General features: G+C 66.6%; 21 protein-coding genes. 7 read left to right on the plus strand and 14 right to left on the minus strand.

Annotated features, from left to right (window positions below; all coding sequences use genetic code 11):
• Positions 1-73: 73 nt before the first annotated feature.
• Positions 74-622, minus strand: coding sequence for a hypothetical protein (locus AX672_RS16045; protein WP_066653025.1), 549 nt, complete (start codon positions 620-622; stop codon positions 74-76).
• Between the two features lie 126 nt (positions 623-748).
• Here AX672_RS16045 and AX672_RS16050 point away from each other — a divergent pair, with 126 nt between their 5' ends.
• Positions 749-1,600: a dienelactone hydrolase family protein gene (locus tag AX672_RS16050; RefSeq protein WP_066653027.1), complete on the plus strand. Its 852-nt coding sequence runs from the start codon at positions 749-751 to the stop codon at positions 1,598-1,600.
• A 24-nt stretch (positions 1,601-1,624) separates the two neighbouring features.
• Here AX672_RS16050 and AX672_RS16055 read toward each other — a convergent pair whose 3' ends face one another.
• Entirely contained in the window at positions 1,625-2,194 is a 570-nt protein-coding gene (locus AX672_RS16055) for a TlpA family protein disulfide reductase (RefSeq protein WP_331711210.1), read from the minus strand.
• 16 nt (positions 2,195-2,210) lie between these two features.
• On the opposite strand from AX672_RS16055, the gene argH reads away from it, so the two are divergent.
• The 5 genes from argH to AX672_RS16080 are packed head-to-tail and all read left to right on the plus strand — an operon-like array spanning position 2,211 to position 6,809.
• Complete coding sequence (gene argH, locus AX672_RS16060; protein ID WP_066653032.1) at positions 2,211-3,590, plus strand: argininosuccinate lyase; 1,380 nt, start codon at positions 2,211-2,213, stop codon at positions 3,588-3,590.
• Positions 3,587-3,823: a hypothetical protein gene (locus tag AX672_RS16065; protein WP_066653035.1), complete on the plus strand. Its 237-nt coding sequence runs from the start codon at positions 3,587-3,589 to the stop codon at positions 3,821-3,823. The genes argH and AX672_RS16065 overlap by 4 nt, the downstream gene beginning before the upstream one ends.
• A 15-nt stretch (positions 3,824-3,838) precedes the next feature.
• The gene (gene lysA, locus AX672_RS16070) at positions 3,839-5,098 is read left to right on the plus strand and encodes a diaminopimelate decarboxylase (protein ID WP_066653038.1); all 1,260 of its coding nucleotides are present in this window, start codon (positions 3,839-3,841) and stop codon (positions 5,096-5,098) included.
• Entirely contained in the window at positions 5,086-5,862 is a 777-nt protein-coding gene (locus tag AX672_RS16075) for an NAD(P)-dependent oxidoreductase (RefSeq protein WP_202189360.1), read from the plus strand. Before lysA ends, AX672_RS16075 begins: the two co-directional genes overlap by 13 nt.
• On the plus strand, positions 5,859-6,809 hold the full coding sequence (locus AX672_RS16080; RefSeq protein WP_066653042.1) for a zinc transporter ZntB: 951 nt from the start codon (positions 5,859-5,861) through the stop codon (positions 6,807-6,809). The genes AX672_RS16075 and AX672_RS16080 overlap by 4 nt, the downstream gene beginning before the upstream one ends.
• Here the strand turns inward: AX672_RS16080 and AX672_RS16085 are convergent.
• A complete protein-coding gene (locus AX672_RS16085; RefSeq protein WP_066653045.1) occupies positions 6,787-7,389 on the minus strand; it encodes a response regulator in 603 nt (200 codons plus the stop codon). The two genes, AX672_RS16080 and AX672_RS16085, sit on opposite strands and share 23 nt — an antisense overlap.
• Positions 7,390-7,518: 129 nt before the next feature.
• Between AX672_RS16085 and AX672_RS16090 the strand changes: the two genes are divergently transcribed.
• The gene (locus AX672_RS16090) at positions 7,519-9,072 is read left to right on the plus strand and encodes a phytoene desaturase family protein (protein WP_066653048.1); all 1,554 of its coding nucleotides are present in this window, start codon (positions 7,519-7,521) and stop codon (positions 9,070-9,072) included.
• On the opposite strand, the gene fliS is transcribed toward AX672_RS16090, so the two are convergent.
• Genes fliS through AX672_RS16145 form a run of 11 tightly spaced genes read right to left on the minus strand, consistent with a single transcriptional unit; the run spans position 9,069 to position 17,507 of the window.
• Positions 9,069-9,470, minus strand: coding sequence for a flagellar export chaperone FliS (fliS, locus tag AX672_RS16095; RefSeq protein ID WP_066653051.1), 402 nt, complete (start codon positions 9,468-9,470; stop codon positions 9,069-9,071). The two genes, AX672_RS16090 and fliS, sit on opposite strands and share 4 nt — an antisense overlap.
• Positions 9,470-10,891: a flagellar filament capping protein FliD gene (gene fliD / locus AX672_RS16100; RefSeq protein WP_066653059.1), complete on the minus strand. Its 1,422-nt coding sequence runs from the start codon at positions 10,889-10,891 to the stop codon at positions 9,470-9,472. Before fliD ends, fliS begins: the two co-directional genes overlap by 1 nt.
• A 48-nt stretch (positions 10,892-10,939) precedes the next feature.
• A complete protein-coding gene (locus AX672_RS16105) occupies positions 10,940-12,076 on the minus strand; it encodes an EscU/YscU/HrcU family type III secretion system export apparatus switch protein (protein WP_066653061.1) in 1,137 nt (378 codons plus the stop codon).
• Positions 12,076-12,849: a flagellar biosynthetic protein FliR gene (fliR, locus tag AX672_RS16110; RefSeq protein ID WP_082730599.1), complete on the minus strand. Its 774-nt coding sequence runs from the start codon at positions 12,847-12,849 to the stop codon at positions 12,076-12,078. The genes AX672_RS16105 and fliR overlap by 1 nt, the downstream gene beginning before the upstream one ends.
• Positions 12,850-13,119, minus strand: a complete 270-nt coding sequence (locus tag AX672_RS16115; protein ID WP_066653063.1) for a flagellar biosynthetic protein FliQ — start codon at positions 13,117-13,119, stop codon at positions 12,850-12,852. It lies immediately after the preceding gene.
• A 5-nt stretch (positions 13,120-13,124) separates the two neighbouring features.
• Entirely contained in the window at positions 13,125-13,991 is an 867-nt protein-coding gene (gene fliP / locus AX672_RS16120) for a flagellar type III secretion system pore protein FliP (protein ID WP_066653065.1), read from the minus strand.
• Positions 13,991-14,245 (minus strand): flagellar biosynthetic protein FliO, encoded by a 255-nt coding sequence (locus AX672_RS16125; RefSeq protein ID WP_066653067.1) that lies wholly within the window; start codon positions 14,243-14,245, stop codon positions 13,991-13,993. Before AX672_RS16125 ends, fliP begins: the two co-directional genes overlap by 1 nt.
• Positions 14,246-14,542 carry a flagellar motor switch protein FliN gene (fliN, locus tag AX672_RS16130; RefSeq protein WP_066653070.1) on the minus strand — a complete coding sequence of 99 codons (297 nt, stop codon included), beginning with the start codon at positions 14,540-14,542 and terminating at the stop codon, positions 14,246-14,248.
• Positions 14,539-15,477: a flagellar motor switch protein FliM gene (locus AX672_RS16135; protein ID WP_372587554.1), complete on the minus strand. Its 939-nt coding sequence runs from the start codon at positions 15,475-15,477 to the stop codon at positions 14,539-14,541. Before AX672_RS16135 ends, fliN begins: the two co-directional genes overlap by 4 nt.
• A gap of 24 nt (positions 15,478-15,501) precedes the next feature.
• The gene (locus tag AX672_RS16140) at positions 15,502-16,143 is read right to left on the minus strand and encodes a flagellar basal body-associated FliL family protein (protein ID WP_066653077.1); all 642 of its coding nucleotides are present in this window, start codon (positions 16,141-16,143) and stop codon (positions 15,502-15,504) included.
• A gap of 32 nt (positions 16,144-16,175) precedes the next feature.
• Positions 16,176-17,507: a flagellar hook-length control protein FliK gene (locus AX672_RS16145; RefSeq protein WP_066653079.1), complete on the minus strand. Its 1,332-nt coding sequence runs from the start codon at positions 17,505-17,507 to the stop codon at positions 16,176-16,178.
• Positions 17,508-17,514: the final 7 nt, after the last annotated feature.

Here is a 17,514-nt window from a genome sequence, read left to right on the forward strand (position 1 = left end):
ACTTTCGTGCGAGCATTGCGGGAAGCGGGCTTATGCCTTCGCTGCCGCAATATAGGCAAGCGTGCTTACGTCGTCAGCCGACCGGGATTGCCGGTATCGTCGGCTGGTTCGCAGGCGGTGCGCTCGGTTCGGTCGGCGCAGTCTCGAGCGGCGCGGCGGGTGCACCGCCGCCAGCCGGTGGCACGGCACCGAGCGCCGCGACGGCACTCGCCGCGATCGCGACTGCCTGTTTGTTGTAGGGTCGGTCGCGGAGGGTCGAATCGACCTGTTCGGTCATGGCGATTTTCGCAAGCGCCAGCATCTCGCTACGCGCACCATCGGCCGTGCAGGTCGTGACGACGCGAGTCGTCGCGTCGGTGACCGCTTCGAGCCGTGCAGTGCAGGTGACCGCGCCGCGTGCCCCGCCCGTCCAGCCCAGTTCAAGCGGCTTGTCGATGGTTTTTGTCACCGGATGCGCACCGAGCGGACCGTCTCCGCCGTTCGGGATCGCCATGACCGCGAGCTTGTCGTGAATTTGCGTGGCCGGGGCTGAATAGACGTTGCGCGGCTGCATCAGATCGCCGGCAAGCGACCACGCAGCCGCCATCAGGCCGATCGCCACAGCCAGGATCAGAACGCGCATGACGGCATCCGCAACATCGCCCGAGGATACCGTCCAATCGGTAAAACAAGGGTTTCGCCGCCAATCGGTGGATTGTCTTTGCCGTATCGCTGGGGCACGATGATGGGACAGCGCAGGAGGTTATCCATGGTCACGCTTACCCGCCCCGACGGCACCGAACCCCAGGATCTGCATCTCACCCGGCGCGGTGCGGTGGCGAGCATGTTCTTCGCCGGCTATGCGCTGGCTGCCGTTGCCGCCGATGCCAAGCCGGTGACGACGCCCGAGGACGGGCTGGTGATCGAAGAAGCGCTGATCCCCAATGGCGCGGACAAGCCGCTGCCCGCCTATGTCGCGCGGCCCAAGGGCGCCGGGCGGCATCCGTGCGTGATCGTCGTCAACGAAATCTTCGGCGTGCATGCCTATATCAAGGACGTCTGCCGCCGCCTTGCCAAGCTCGGCTATGTCGCGGTCGCGCCGGAATTCTTCTACCGTTCGGGCGTCAATCTGCCCGCGCTCACCGACTTTGCCGAAATCCGCAAGGTCGTCGCACAAGCCAGCGTCGCGCAGGTCGACGGTGATGTGAAGGCGACTTCGGCGTGGCTGAAGGCGCAGAAATTCGCGAGCCCTGCCAAGATCGGTATCACCGGTTTCTGCTGGGGCGGCGCGGTCGTGTGGCGCGCGGCTATGGTCGATCCCGACATCAAGGCAGGCGTTGCGTGGTACGGGCAGTTGAAGCCGCTGATCGCGCGCGCCGCTGAGCTGAAGGCGCCGGTGCTCGGGCTATATGGCGCGCTCGACCAGGGCATTCCGCAGACCGATGTCGATGCCATGAAGGCGGCGCTGGTCGCCGCCGGCAAGAAGGGATCGGACATCCACGTTTACGCCGATGCGCAGCACGGCTTCCACGCCGATTATCGCCCCAGCTACAATGCCGCCGATGCAGCCGACGGCTGGGCGCGGCTGCTGGCGCATTTCAAGGCGAACGGGGTCGCCTGATCCCGTTCGGCGGCGTCGCCGTCGTTACCGCGCCTCAGCGATCAGCTTGGCGGCCGCGGCGCCCGTCCAGTCCTGCCCGCCCGAATAGCGCCAGACTTCATGGCCGGTCGAATCATAGAGGATGGTCGTCGGCAGATTGGCCTGATAGCCGGTGCTGAGCGCCGCCTGATCGTCGAGATAGGGCTTCAGCGCCTTGTAGCCGCCCTTGGCAAAGAAGGGCGTTACCTTGGCCGCGCCCTCCAGATCCTGGCTCACCGTCAGCACCTGCAGCTTGCCCGCTTCGCGCGCAGCGAGCGCGTCAAGCTGCGGCATTTCGGCGATGCACGGCGCGCACCACGTCGCCCACAGGTTGAGCAGCACCGGCTTGCCCTTGAAATCGGCGAGCGTCAGCGTCTTGCCATCCGGCCCCTTAAAGGCCGTCGTCGGCGCGGCCTCGCCCTTGTGGCTGCGGTCGATCAGGCCATCGGCGGCGGGGGCGGCCGGCGCCGCGACATTGGCGGCGGGCGCGGCGGCTTGCTCCGGCTTCGGCGATTGCCTATCGCAGCCAGCGACCAGCGCAGCGGTCAGGAGAAGCGTGATCAGCGAACGGGACAATCGGGGCTCCAATGCCATGTGGGGCGGGCGCTTCGCCGAAGGCCCGGCAGCGGTGATGCGCGAGATAAACGCGTCGATCCCGTTCGACAAGCGACTGTGGCGGCAGGACGTCGCGGCGTCGAAAGCGCATGTCGCGATGCTCGGCGCGGCAGGCATCGTCGCGCCCGATGATGCTGCTTCGATCAGTGCCGGACTCGACGCCGTCGCCGCCGATTATGCCGCGAGCGGTGTCGCCGACGACCTGAGCCTCGAAGATATCCACATGCAGACCGAAGCGCGGCTTGCCGACAAGATCGGCCCGGTCGCCGGGCGGCTGCATACCGCGCGCAGCCGCAACGATCAGGTCGCGACCGACTTCCGGCTGTGGGTGCGCGATGCGATCGACCAGGTCGATGCCGCGCTCGGCGCCTTTCAGGACGCGCTGATCGACCGCGCCGAGGAACATGCCGACAGCGTGATGCCCGGCTTCACGCACCTCCAGAGCGCGCAGCCGGTAACGCTCGGCCATCACTTGATGGCGTACTACGAAATGATCGCGCGCGATCGCAGCCGCTTCGCCGATGCGCGGGTGCGGATGAATCAATGCCCGCTCGGCAGCGCCGCCCTCGCCGGAACCGGCTTCCCGATCGACCGCGAGATGACTGCGGCGGCGCTGGGCTTCGACGCGCCGACGCGCAATTCGCTCGATGCCGTCAGCGACCGCGACTTCGCGCTCGATTATCTGATGGCAGCGACGCAAGTGGCGCTGCACTTGTCGCGGCTGGCCGAAGAATTCATCCTGTGGGCGTCGCAGCCGTTCGGCTTTGTGTCGCTGTCGGATCAATGGTCGACCGGCAGCTCGATCATGCCGCAGAAGCGCAACCCCGATGCCGCCGAGCTGGTGCGCGGCCATTCGGGGCGCATTGCCGGCTGCATGACCGCGCTCGTCATGACGATGAAGGGCCTGCCGCTGGCCTATTCAAAGGACATGCAGGACGACAAGCCGCCGGTGTTCGAAGCGCACGACCTGCTCGGGCTGTCGATCGCCGCGATGACGGGCATGGTCGCGTCGGCGACCTTCCGCACCGAGCGGATGCGCGCCGCTGCCGAGGCTGGCTTCGCGACCGCGACCGACCTCGCCGACTGGCTGGTACGCGCGGCCAACATCCCGTTCCGCGAGGCGCATCACATCACCGGGCGCGCAGTGAAACTTGCCGAGGAACGCGGGGTCGCGCTCGATCAATTGCCGCTCACCGACTTGCAAGCCATTGACTCGCGGATCGACGAACGCGTCTATGGCGTGCTCGGTGTCGATGCATCCGTCGCGGCCCGCGCTAGTTTTGGCGGCACCGCGCCGGACCGTGTCCGCGCCGCCGTCGCCGCCGCGCGCCGGGCCCGACAGGAGGAAAGCCGATGAAGCTATTGCCGCTTGCACCGCTGGTGCTGCTGGCCGGGTGCGGGTCTGCCGCAGCGCTCAAGCCCGCGCCCGGCAAGATGCTGCCGCCCAAACCTTTTGGCGCGACCGCGGTGCCGACCGCCAAACAGCTCGCAACGCCGTCGAGCCAGGCGCGGCCCGAACGCAGCGACGAATTGCTGCGCAGTTCGGAAGAACGGCGCAATGACGAATTCGCCCTGCCGCCACCGAACTGAGCCGCAAACACCATCATGGATCATTTTTCGCTGAAGGACGGCGCGCTCCACTGTGAAGACGTGCCGCTCGCCCGGATTGCGGCCGAAGTCGGCACGCCGGTCTATGTCTATTCGCAAGCAACGCTCGAGCGCCACGCCGAAGTGTTTCGCGCGGGGTTGAGCGGGGTTGAGCGCCCGCATCTGGCCTTTGCGGTCAAGGCCAATCCCAATCTCGCGGTGCTGCGCGTGCTCGCCAAGGCGGGCTATGGCGCCGATATCGTCTCGGGCGGCGAACTGGCGCGCGCGCTGGCGGCAGGCATGGCGCCCGCCGACATCGTCTTTTCGGGCGTGGGCAAGACCCGCGACGAACTTTCCGCCGCGCTTGCTGCCGGAATCGGTCAGGTCAATATCGAACTTGAGGAAGAGGGCCGCGTGCTCGGCGCCATCGCCGTCGCGCAAGGCCTGACCGCGCAGGCGGTGCTGCGCGTCAACCCGGACGTCGATGCGGGGACCCACGCCAAGATTTCGACCGGCAAGGCCGAGAACAAGTTCGGCGTCCCGATCGATCAGGCCCCGGCGATCTTCGCGCGGCTGGCGGGGACGCCGGGGCTCAATCTGCGCGGCGTGGCGATCCACATCGGCAGTCAGCTCGGCACGCTTGCCCCGCTCGAGGCCGCCTATGCCCGGGTCGGACAGCTGGTCGCCGAGCTGCGCGCGACAGGCCATGCGATCACTCATGTCGATCTGGGCGGCGGGCTGGGCGTGCCCTATCGCACTGGCGACGTCGTCCCCAGCCCCGCCGAGTATGGCGCGATGGTCGCGCGCGCGACGCAGGGGTGGGACGTGGCGCTGATGTTCGAGCCCGGCCGGGTCATCTGCGGCAATGCCGGCGTGCTGCTGACGCGGGTGATCTGGGTGAAGCCCGGCGCGGTCCATCCGCATGTCATCGTCGATGCGGCGATGAACGACCTCGCGCGCCCGGCGCTTTATGACGCGTGGCATGATTTCGTCGCCGTTCAACCGTCGGGCAAGCGGATGACCGCCAACATCGCCGGCCCGGTGTGCGAAAGCGGTGATACCTTCGCGACCGCGCGCGACATCGATGCGGTCGCAAGCGGCGATCTGGCGATCTTCCGTACTGCCGGCGCTTATGGCGCGACGATGGCGAGCACCTACAACAGCCGCGCGCTGGTGCCCGAAGTGATGGTCAGCGGCGATCGCTATGCGGTGGTTGCCGATCGCATTGCCCCCGCGACGATCCTGAGCGCCGAGCGCGTGCCCGAATGGCTGGCGTAGGCCTGCACAGCCTGCCACTGTTCGTGCGGCTGGCCGGGCGCGAGGTGATTTTGCTGGGCGATGGCGAGCAGGCCGAGCCCAAGCGACGGCTGCTCAACCGCGCGGGCGCCGTGGTGGTCGGCGAGGATGCACAAGCGGCACTGGCGATCGTCGCGATCGAGGATGATGCCGAGGCGGAAGCCGCCGTCGCGCGCCTGAAGGCACGCGGCATTCTCGTCAACGCCGTTGATCGCCCGGCGCTATGCGACTTCACGCTGCCTGCGATTGTCGAGCGCAATCCCGTGCTGGTCGCGATTGGCACCGGCGGCGCGTCAGCCGGGCTGGCGGCGGCGCTGCGGCAACGGCTCGAAGCAATGTTGCCAGCCAATCTGGGGGCGCTTGCTGAGGCACTCCACGCCGCGCGCGCTGCGTTGCGCAGCCGCTTTCCCGATGGCGCTGCGCGTCGCCACGCGATCGGCGCGGCGCTGGCCCCGGGCGCGGCACTCGATCCATTCGCGGTGCATGGCAATGATGCCGTTGCGCGCTGGCTGGCGGCTGCCGACGCGCCGGTCCAACGTGCCGAGCGGCTGGTGCTCCGTTCCGCCGACCCCGACGATCTGACGCTGCGGCAGGCGCGGCTGCTCGCGCTTGCCGACCGTGTCTATCATGCCGCCGATGCGCCGCTCGCGATCCTCGACCGCGCCCGCGCCGACGCCGAGCGCATTATCGGCCCCGCCCCCGCAGCGGCGCTGCCCGGCATCTCGATCGAAGTGGTGATGGCATGAGCGGCTTTGCCTATTGCGTGCAGCACGAGCAGGTAATGAAGCTCAATCCGCGCGAGGCCGTCGATCATCAGGCCGAGCTCGTTTGGATCCACCTAACCGAAAGCGACACCGAAGCGCAGGCCTGGCTGATCGGCGAAGCAGGGCTGCCCGACTATATCGTCGAGGCCCTGACCGCGAACGAAACGCGCCCGCGCTGCGACCAGTTTGGCGACGGCGCCTTCCTTAATCTGCGCGGCCGGTCCGACGCGGCCATGCCGATGTCCGATCCGCTGGCGTCGGTGCGGATCTGGGTAGTGGCCGGTCGCGTGATCTCGGTCACGCGGCGCCCGCTGACCGCGCTTGATTTGGTTGAGGCGGAACTTGCCAAGGGGCTGATCCATGATCCCGGCGATCTGATTGCCGAATTTGCGGCCGCGATCACTACCGAACTTGACCCCGAAGTCGCCGAGCTGGGCGACGACCTCGACGATTGCGAGGCCGACCTGGACGCTGACAAGGTTTTCGAATTACGCCGCAAAGTCACTCAGATCCGGGTTGCCGCAATCGGCTATCGCCGCTTCCTGTCGCCGCAGCGCGCCGCAATCGAAAAGCTCGCGTCGTTGCAGGTCAACTGGCTGCACGAAGATGACCGGATGCATCTGTCGGCCGCTGCCGACCGCGCCGCGCGCATGGCCGAAGAGCTCGAATCGATCCGCGAGCGCGCCGCGCTGACTCACGAAGCGCTCACCGACTTGCGCGCCGAGCAGATCGACAGCCGGTCACTTGTGATTGCGATCGTTGCGATGATCTTTCTGCCGCTGACCTTTCTGACGGGCCTGCTTGGCATGAATGTCGAGGGAATCCCTTATGCCAAGGAACCCTGGGCGTTCGACGGTGTGGTCGGCGTCTGCGTGCTGCTGGCAACCGCCATCGCGGGCTATTTCGTCAAGCGGCGCTGGTTCCGCTGAGCGCATCGACACGGTCGTTGAGGCTCTGCAGCGAGGCAATCAGCCGCAGCCGGTCGGCGCGCGTTTCGGCAAGCGCCGCGCGCGCCTCGCCCAGTTCCATCGCGCGCGCGGCAATCCGCGCGTCGAGCGTCGCGTTCGACCGCTTGAGTTCGGCGATCCGGCGCGCGCGCGCGATCACGCGTTCGATCCGCGCCGCCAGCACGTCGAACGTGAACGGCTTGGCGACATAATCGTCGGCGCCGGCCTTGAAGACATCGACCGCCGCGTGCGGATCGCCACTTGCGGTGATGACGATCACCGGCAGGTCGGCCGTCTCACGATTGCTGCGGATTTCGTGGAGCACACTCAGCCCCGACATGCCGGGCATCACAAGGTCGCACAGCACCAGATCAAAGCCACGCGCCGCCAGCAGGTCGAGCGCTTCGGCACCGCTTTCGCACAGCACCACCAGATAGCCGTGCTGCGCAAGCTGCTGGCCAAGCACATTCAGGCTGGTGCGGCTGTCGTCGATCGCCAGAATCGTGCGCGTCTGCCCGCGCCGAAAGGCAGCGTTCGGGTCTTCGCGCGAAAGCACTTGCATGGCGGGTCGCCTGACTCCTCGATTCAGTCAGGCGCACAATAGCGTCGATAGCGTCACAATCGGGTTAACGCCGCGCCAACCATCAATCGCGCGCTTGCAGCACCCGCCCTGCGCGGGCAGGCAAGGCAGATGCGGTGGGACGCGATCATCATCGGCGGCGGACACAACGGGCTGGTGTGCGCCTGGTATCTGGCGCGCGCGGGCAAGCGCGTGCTGGTGCTCGAACGTCGCGGCATCGTCGGCGGCGCGGCAGTGACCGAAGAATTCGCCCCCGGCTTCCGCAATTCGACCGCGAGCTACACGCTCGGGCTGCTCGACCCGGCGATCATGGCGGACATGGATCTGGCGGGGCACGGGCTGCGCGTTGTCAGCCGGCCGTACAGCAATTTCCTGCCGACCGAGGATGGTCGTCACCTGTTGATGGGCGGCGGGCAATCTGCAGCGGCCGTGGCGCGCTGGTCGGCGAAGGACGTCGACGCGCTGCCCGATTACGAGCGGCGGCTGAGCGATGTCGCGCGCGTGCTGCGGCTGCTCGCCGACCGGGTGCCACCGTCGGGCGACGCCGCCGGGATCGTGCGCGCGGTCGAACAGGGCTGGCGGCTGCTGGGCCTGTCGGCGCAGGCGAAGCGCGACGCGATCGACCTGTTCACGCGGTCGGCGCGCGAAGTCCTCGACGGCTTCTTCGAGAGCGATCCGGTGAAAGCGGTATTCGGCTTCGATTCGATCGTCGGCCATTATGCCAGCCCCGACACGCCGGGCAGCGCCTATGTGCTGCTACACCATGTCTTCGGTGAAGTGAATGGCGAGCCCGGAGCCTGGGGCCATGCGATCGGCGGCATGGGCGCGGTGACGCAAGCGATGGCGCGGGCGTGCGAGCGCGCGGGCGTGACGATCCGTACAAATGCGCCGGTGGCGCGGGTTCTGGCCGAGAGTGGTCGGGCCGAGGGTGTCGAGTTGGCCGACGGCGAGCGCATCGCGGCCGGGGTCGTGGCCGCCAATTGCCACCCGAAGACACTGCTGCTCGACCTTCTCGATCCCGGGCTACTCGACCCGGCACTGCGCACACGGATCACCCGCCATGCCAATGGATCGGGTACGTTCCGCATGAATGTCGCGCTGTCGGCACTGCCGCGCTTCACGGCGATGCCCGAGCCGGGCGATCATCTGAAGAGCGGCATCATTCTCGCGCCCAGCCTCGATTTCATGGACCGCGCGTACAGCGACGCCCGCGCGCACGGCTGGTCGCGGCGCCCGATCGTCGAAATGCTGATCCCGAGCCTCGTCGACGACAGCCTCGCGCCGCCGGGCGCGCATGTCGCGAGCCTGTTCGCGCAGCATTTCGACCCGCGCCTCGCCGATTGGGACCAGCATCGGGGTGCCGCGGCCGATGCGGTGCTCGACACGGTGGAGGTATTTGCGCCGGGCTTTCGCGCCTCGATCGTCGGGCAGATCGCGCTCAGCCCCGCCGATCTCGAAGCGCGCTTCGGACTGGTCGGCGGCGATATTTTCCACGGGCGCATGTCGCTCGACCAACTCTGGGCTGCGCGGCCCGTGTTCGGGCTTGGCGCGCACCGGATGCCGCTCAAGGGGCTGTGGCTGTGCGGGTCGGGCGCGCACCCCGGTGGCGGCGTCAGCGGTCGCCCGGGCCGCAATTGCGCGCGGGCAATGCTGGGGCGCGTTTAGGCTGCCTTGATCTGGCGCCAGACGGCGGCAATCTCGCCGAGATTGCGCGCGACATTCAGGAACGGGGCAGGATCATTGCCCAGGCTCGCCGCGACGATCTGCTTGCGCGCGCCGCGATAGAGATTGGCCAGCGTGTACGAAACATCGCCGCCCTTGTCGAAATCGAGCCCGCTTTCGAGCGCGAACAGGATCGTCAGCGCGCGCGAGATTTTCTCGCTCTTGAGCGCCTGATCATTGTTGCGGATCGCCGCCGCGACCGCGCCGAGCGCGCGCGTGACTTCCTCATACATCACCGAAACCAACGCATGCGGATCGCCCAGCGCAGTCCGGCCGGCAACGTCGATCGATCGATAGGCAGTGTCGGCGCGGCTTGCGCGCGCCGCGGCTTGGGACAGCATCAGTTATCGCTCGTATTAGTCTTGAATTGCTGGGTCAGGAACGCCGAGGTCTGCTTGTAGGCAGCGACGCGCGCATCCGAATTGCTGAATTGCCGGGTCAGCCGGGCGCGATAGCTGTCGGTTTCGCTTGCCACCCGGTCCTGCTGCTCGGCGATCTTGCTCTGCTGTTTGGTGTAGCGGTCGATCGTCGCGCCCAGACCAATGGTGGTGCTGGTCGCGCTGTCGGCGATCGCCTTGAACGCCGCGGCCAGCCCGCCACCGGTCGCGCCGGTGCCGTCGGCGAACAGCGCTTCGACCGCTTCGGGATAGTTTTTCAGCGCGGCATCGAGTTGGGCGGTGCGGACCGAAATCGTGCCGTCGCGATTGGTGCTGATACCAACTTCGGCGAGTGTGCGCGGTGCGCCCGAGGTCGTCACCGTGCTGAGCGTGGTCAGGTTGAGCCGGCCGAGCGCGGTGCCGAAGCTGCGCGCCGCTGCATCACCGCGCAACGGGCCGTCGGTCGCGTTGGTCTGCGCCTTCACGTTCGCGAGCAGATTGTTATAGGCCGCGACATAATCGTTCACGACTTGCTTCAGCGCATCGGTCGGCGTGGTGCTGGTCAGCGTCACAGTGGTGCCGACTTTCGCGGTCACCAGATCGAGCTTCACACCATCGACCAGATCGCTGATCGAATTGGTCGAACGCTTGAGCGCGGTGCCGTCGACCGCGACGATCGCATCCTGTGCCGCCGTGCCGACCGTCGACCCCACGCCGATGTCGAGCGCGGCGAGCCCTTCGGCGCCGACGTCTTCGGTTGCGGTCAGCGTGAAGGCCTGCGCTTCGCCGGTCTGGCCCTTCAGCGCCAGCCGCGCGCCCGACGAATCGGTGATAATGCTGGCGGTGACACCGGCATTGGCAGCATTGATCGCGGCAGCGATGCCGTTGAGGCTGGAATTCGATGAATCGATCGTGATGCTCACCGCCGCGCTGCTGCCCGCGGTGAAGCCGGTGATGACGCCGTCCGTTGTCGTCGCGGTGCCGAGCTGCAGCGTCAGCGTGCCCGTGCCGATCGCTGCCGTGCGGTCGGCGACCGGGCTGCTCGCGGTTGCCTGCGCCTGGGCGAGCTGGCGGACTTCAAGCTGGGTCGAAACGCCCGACAGCTTGGCGCCCGAAATCGCGCTTGCCCTGATGACCGAGGTGTCGGAGCTGGTCGCCTGCGCCGACACCGTCCCGCCCTTGGCGAGCGTATTGAGCCCGTCGGCGAAGCTGGTGATGTCGCTCTTCAGCGTGCTCGCCGCCGAAATCTGCTTGCTGAGCGTCTGGTTCTGGCGGTTGAGCGCGCCGTTCTTGGCCTGGAAATTGGCGGTGACCAGCTGATTGACGAGGCTGGGGATGTCGATGCCCGATCCGGCCCCCAGCGTATTGACGATCGAATCGACCATGGCGCACCCTTTTTCCTGTCAGAAGGAACGACCGCGCGCGGTCGATCCTTAGGCTTTTTCAGCAATTTTCACGCCATTTTCGTCGAACCGCGCGGTCGGCGGGACATCGATGGCGGGCGGCTTGGCATCGGCGCCGCCAGTGAGGCCGAAGACGAACGCCAGCACGGTCGCAATCGCCTGATAAAGGTCGTCGCGAATCTCCTGCCCTTCGCGGCTGGTGAAGTAGAGCGCGCGCGCCAGCATCGGATATTCGAGCGTCGGCACGCGCGATTCGGCGGCCAGTTCACGGATCGCAAGCGCGATCTCGCCGCGCCCTTTGGCGACCACCACCGGCACCTGATCCTTGCCGCGATCATAGCGCAGCGCGACCGAAAAGTGCGTCGGGTTGGTCAGCACGACATCGGCGCTGGCGACGGCCTTGCGCATGTCGCGCTTAGCGATGTCGTGTCGGCGCTGGCGCTGCGCGGCCTTGGCCTGCGGATTGCCTTCGGTTTCCTTGTGCTCGTCCTTCACTTGCTGCTTGGTCATGCGCAGCTGGCGGAACAGCTGGATCATCTGCACCGGCACATCGACCATCGCGATCACCACCAGCCCGCCCGCCATTGCGAACAGCACGCCGGTCAACATTTGGCCGAGCGATCCGACACTCGCCTTCACATCGGTCGACACCAGCCCGATCGACTGGGCGGTGGTGTGCAGCAGCATGTAATAGCCGATCGACCCGAGCAGGACGACCTTGAGCAACGACTTGCCGAGCTCGATCCAGCCGGTCGGGCCGAAGATGCGCTTCAGGCCCGATGCGGGATTGATGCGCGATGCCTTGGGCGCGATCAGCTTGCCGTTGAAACCGATCGCGCCGAGCCCGGCCTGGCTGAGGATCGCCGCCACGAAAGCGATGATCAGCAGCGCGAGAATCGACGGCGCGATGGCCCAGCCGGCGGCCGCAAGCGGGCGTAGCGGCTGAAAATCATCGACATCGCCCGATCCGAACTGAAAACTTGCGACCATCAACCCGGCGCAAGCCTTGAACAGGTCTGGCCCGAACAGCGCCAGCCAGCCGATCCCTGCCAGCACCGTCAGCGCAGTCGCGAATTCGCGGCTGCGGAGAAGTTGCCCTTCGTCAAACGCGTCCTTCTTGCGCTTGGCTGTTGGGGCTTCTGTCTTGTCGCCGAAATCCTCCGCCATCAGCCGAGCACCAGGCTTTGGGCAGCGGCAAGGCCTTCGCGGACGATGACCACCATGTAATCGCCCATCGCCGGGAAAGCGAAGGCGAGCGCAACAACGCCGACGGCAAGGCTCATCGGCAGACCGACCGCGAACAGATTGAGCGCGGGCGCCGAACGCGACAGCATGCCGACGACGAGATTGAGGCACAGCAGCAGGAAGCCGACCGGCAGCGCGAGCAGGAACCCGGCGGAAAAGGCATAGCCGCCGAACAGCGCGATGTCGCGGAACTGCTTGGGCGCCATCCAGGCATTGCCCGGCGGCAGCGCATCATAGCTTTTGACGATCAGCTCGACGAGCATCAGATGCCCGTTCACTGACAGGAAGAGGAGCGTCAGCAGGGTCGACATGAACATGCCGAGCGCCGTCGACGAGCGGCCATTTTGCGGATCGATCGCCGAGGCAAAGCCGATCCCCATCGAGTTGCCGATCAGTTCGCCCGCCAGCAGAGGGGCAGCAAAGGCGATCTGGAGCACGAAGCCGATCGCGAGTCCGACCAAGGCTTCGGCCGCGACCGCAAGGAAAGTGGTGAGCGCGAAAATTTGCGGCGGGGCGACCACCGAATGGGTGCCGAGCACCAGCACGCCGATCGCCCCCGACAGCGCAATCCGCACTTGCAGCGGGACCGAGACAGCCCCGAACACCGGCGCTGCGATGAAGGTCGCGCCGACACGGATCATCACGAACAGCAGCGACCAGAGCTGCGGTTCGATCGAGAGGCCGAAGCCCAACACTTATTTCACCAGGTCCGGGATCCGTTCGAAAACCCCGATCGTGAAGTCGCTGAGCAGACCCAGGATCATGCTGCCGAAGATCAGCAGCGACACCGCGACCACCACCAGCTTGGGCACGAACGTCAGCGTCTGTTCGTTGATCGACGTCGCCGCCTGCACCATGCCGAGGATCAGGCCCGACAGCAAAGCCGGAATCAGGATCGGCGCGGCGGCCAGCGCCAGCACCCAAAGGGCTTCGTGCGCGACGGTAAGGAAATACTGGGTGTCCATCGGCACTACCTCATGAAACTATTGGCAAGACTGCCCATGGCCAGTGCCCAGCCGTCGACGAGGACGAACAGCAACAGCTTGAACGGCAGCGAAATGATCGTCGGCGACACCATCATCATCCCGAGCGACATCAGCACCGAGGCGACAATGAGGTCGATGACGATGAACGGCAGGAAGATCAGGAAACCGATCTGGAAGGCGGTTTTCAGCTCGCTCGTCACGAACGACGGCAGCAGCACCGAATAAGGCACGTCATTGGGATTGGCATAAGGGCCCGATTTGGCGATCTGGGCGAACAGCGCGATGTCCTTCTTGCGGGTCTGTTTGAGCATGAAGCTGTGCAGCGGCGCACCGGCGGTCTTGATCATGTCGGTCGCGCCAATCTTGCCCTCGGCATAGGGCTGGATCGCGGTCTTGTTCATCGTGTCGATCGTCGGCGCCATCACGAACAGCGACAGGAACAGCGACAGGCCGATCAGCACCTGATTGGGCGGCGTCTGCTGGAGGCCCAAGGCCTGACGCAACAGCGACAGCACGATGATGATCCGCGTGAAGCTGGTCATCATCAGCAGGATGCCCGGCAGGATCGACAGCAGCCCCATGATGATGAGGACTTGAAGCGACAGCGCGAGCGGCGCCTTGCCCCCGCCGAGATCGCCCAGCGCCCGGTCGACCGCATCGCCCACGCCCGGTGCCGCCGGTGCGGCCGGCGCCGGCACGGCTTGCGCAAAGGCGGGATTGGCGATGATCAACGCGGCAACGATCGCCAGCAGCACGATCACCCAGCGCCCGAAGTTCGACTTGCGCGGTGGTACGGCCTCGCGGAACAGGCTCGGGCGGTCGGTGGCACCGAGACGACGGACAGTCGCCATTATTTGTCCCCCCGGTCGATCAGCGTCACGCCGCCCCGGCTGACCGAGACGAGCAGCTTGCGCCCCTCGAACTCGAGCACCGCGAGCTTGACGCCCGTCGACACCATCATCGTTTCCTTGACGCTCAGCAGCCGGTCACCGGTCTGGCCGGGAATGCGATCCTGCAGGCGGCGCCACAGATAGAGCGACCCGATCATCAGCCCGCACACCAGCGGGAGCATCACCGCCAGCTTCAGGATATATTCCCACATCATCTATCGGCTCGCGCGCTTTTCGGGGCTGACGAGCTCGGTCATGCGCACGCCGAAGCGTTCACCCACCGTTACCACTTCGCCGCGGCCGATCAGCGTACCGTTCACGAACACGTCGAGCAGGTCGTTCGCCTGCCGATCGAGTTCGATGACGCTCGACTCGCTCAGTGCGAGCAATTCCCGCAGCGACAGGCTGGTCGATCCGATTTCGACGGTCAGCTTGACGTCGACGTCCTGCAGCAGCCGAAAATTGGCGGCGACCGCGCCGTCGACGGGGAATCCGCCGGTCAGGTCGTTCATTCGAAATCCCCTTCGTCCTTGAATGCCAATTGCGTGATCTTGATCGCGGCACGCCCGTTGGCGGTGCCGACCGTGCCGAGCCCGAGCCGGTCGTTGCCGACCATTACCGGCACATCGACGCCGAAGCTGATCGGGATGACGTCACCGGCCTGCAATTCCATCAGCCGCGCGAGCGAAATGACGGGCTCGTCGAGCACCGAGCGCACCGGGAAGCGCACACCCATCACTGCGCGAGTCAGGCTGTTGCGCCATGCCGGATCGGCCTCGGCAGTGCGGCTGACGACCTTGCCGGTCAGTTGCGGCGCGTGTGGCTTCAGCGCAGCAACCGGATAAAGCAGGTCGAGGAACGTCGGCTTGGCAGTCCCTGCCGAAATGCCAAAGCGCGTCACGACAACCGCATCGTCAGCATCGAAGCTCGCCAGCAGCGCCGGGTTCGATTCGGGATGACCCGGCGTGAAGTCGATCCGTGCCAGCGGCTCCCAGGCGGCTTTCAGCGGCGGCGCAATCATTTCGCCCAACCGGACGATCATCGCTTCGGCGGCGGGCGAAAATTCGCTCGGCATCGGGTGCGGCGCATCGCCGTTGCCGCCGAAGAACAGGTCGAGCAGTTCGAGCACGAACTTGCCATCGGCGATCATCATCGCGCGCCCGGGCGCAGGCGACATCGCCAGCGGCAGCCAGGCCGAGAGCGTTTCCGGCCGTTCGGCGCGATAATCGGCGAAGCGCTGGACCACGAGCGGCTCGGCCCAGACGCGCAGTTCGCGGCGCAGCAGCGGCTCGAACACGCCCCGCAGTGACCGCGCGAACAACGCCGACAAATGCTGGAGCGTGTGCAAGTCGCCGAACGGATTCAGATTCTGCTGACCCAGCACGGCCGTGCGGGCAATCAGCGGCCCCGCCCGGTCGCGCGTGCGGCGGTCGGACGCGGTCGCCAAATCTGAAGCTTCGTTAACCATGCCTCACTGAACAACGAACGTGGTAAAGTAAACGTTACCAACGCCGCCAAAGCCCTCTTTTTGTTTAAGGACGTTGTTGATGGAATGGGCGAGGTGCACCTGCAGCGCGCGCTTGCCCTGGACCGTGAAAACCTGGTCTTCGGTCGCATCACCGAGCGCGAGCAGGATCGCCGAGCGGACCGCGATTTCATGCGTTTTCAGCGATTCGATGACGCGCTCGTCATAGGGCGTGGAAATCGCGATCCCGACCTGGACGAAGTGGACGCTGTCCTTCAGGTTCGACGTGAATTCCTTTTCCATCGTGTAATAGGTCGAGGCGAATTTGTCGCCGCCGGCGCCCATCGGGCCGTGGCTGCTTGCGCTGCCACCGCCTTCGCCGTGGCCGCCTTCGCTTGCGGATGCGCTAACGCGCTTTTCCTCGCTCTTGGGCACCAGTCGCGGCTTGTTGTACGTTGGCTCGGCAGCATGCGCGCCGCCGCCGCCGATCAGCCCCGATTGCATGGCGTAGAGCCCGCCCGCGACGCCCCCGCCGATCAGCACCAGCGCACCGACCGCGAGCAGCACGATCTTCATCATGCCGCCCTTCTTCTTTTTCTTGGGCGCCTCGTCTTCGATCAATTCGTCTTTCGCAATTGCCTTGGCCATGTCGTTTTCCCCTTGATGCTGTCGTGTCGATGTCACGCGAGCCGGTCGTCACCGGGCGTCGATGCCTGTTCTGCGACAATCGCCCTTGCCGGACGGTTAGCGAACGCTACGCCGGCGACCGGCGGGCGGCGCTGCTGGTCGCCGCTGCCGCCGTCGACACCCGTCTGCCCGAGCCGCAGCCCGCGCGCCTCAGCCAGTTCGGCCAGTCGCGGCTGCGCCTGCGCGAGCAGGTCACGCGTCGCCGCCTGATCGGCGCTGAAGTGCACATGCAGCGTCGCGCCCTCCTGGCGCAGCGCGATGTCGATCTTGCCTAGCGCCTCGGGCACCAGCCGGATGCGCGTGTCGGCGGCATTGGCGGCGTCGCGCGCCGCCTCGACGCGGTCGATCAGCCGCTGCGGCCAATCCTCGCGCGTCGTGTCGAGCGCGCGCGTGGCGAGCACCACCGGGCGCGCCTCGCCCGCCGCGATTGCCTGCGCGGCGGTCTGGATGTCGGTGACATCGGCGCGCGGCTCGATCCGCGTCGGTCGCGGCTGCGCCTGCGCGATCGCGCGGGCAAAGGCGTGCGCGGCGGGCTGCGGCGCATTGCTTGCCACTGTTGCCTCGGGTTTGGGTGCAAGCGGGATCGCGGGCGGCAGGTCGCGCGTGACGAGCTTTAACGCGGGACGTTCGACTGGCGGCTGATCGACAGGTGCAGGCGCGGTCGGTCGCCCGGCATCGATCACCTCGACCGAGGGATCGAGTTTGAACGACAGCCGCCGCGACACCGGCGTGTCGGGCGCTGGCACGGGCTTTGGCGCGACGGGACTGACGTCGGCGGGTGTGCCCTGAACGGTCGGACGCGGCGGCTGCGCAGGCACCGCAATCGTGGGCGTCGGTGCGGTCGCCGTCGCAATACCATCCGCCACAATCGGATCAGCATCGACCGACGCCCCCGTCGGCGGCATTAACACGACTTGCAGATAGCCCGACACCGGCTGCCCCAATGGCGGCTCGGGTGCTGCTTCGTCGGTCGTCGCAGGACGGTCGTCGACAGCCGACGCTCCATCGCCGGGCGCAGTTGCGAGCGGCGCCGGATCAAGCAGAATTTCGCCCGGATCGATCGGCGCCGGCTTCGTCGGCAGCACGCGCGACACCGGGGTTGAGCCCGGCTTGGCATCGGCAGGTGCGATACCCGGCAAAGCGGCAAGCGCGGTTTTGCCGGGGGCGGCAAGATCTTGCCGGTCGCTTGCCGGGGCCGTATCGAGGCTCGCATCGGCCAGCGCGCGCGCAAAGTCGCCTGCCCCGGCAGCAACCGGCGCAGGCGCACCTGCAGTCGACGAGAGCACTGGCAAAGAAGCCGACAGCGACGGAGCAATTTCGAGCATTGATCAA

Source organism: Sphingomonas sp. CCH10-B3 (assembly GCF_001556185.1).
In the GTDB taxonomy this organism is placed as follows: Bacteria; Pseudomonadota; Alphaproteobacteria; order Sphingomonadales; family Sphingomonadaceae; genus Sphingomonas; species Sphingomonas aquatica.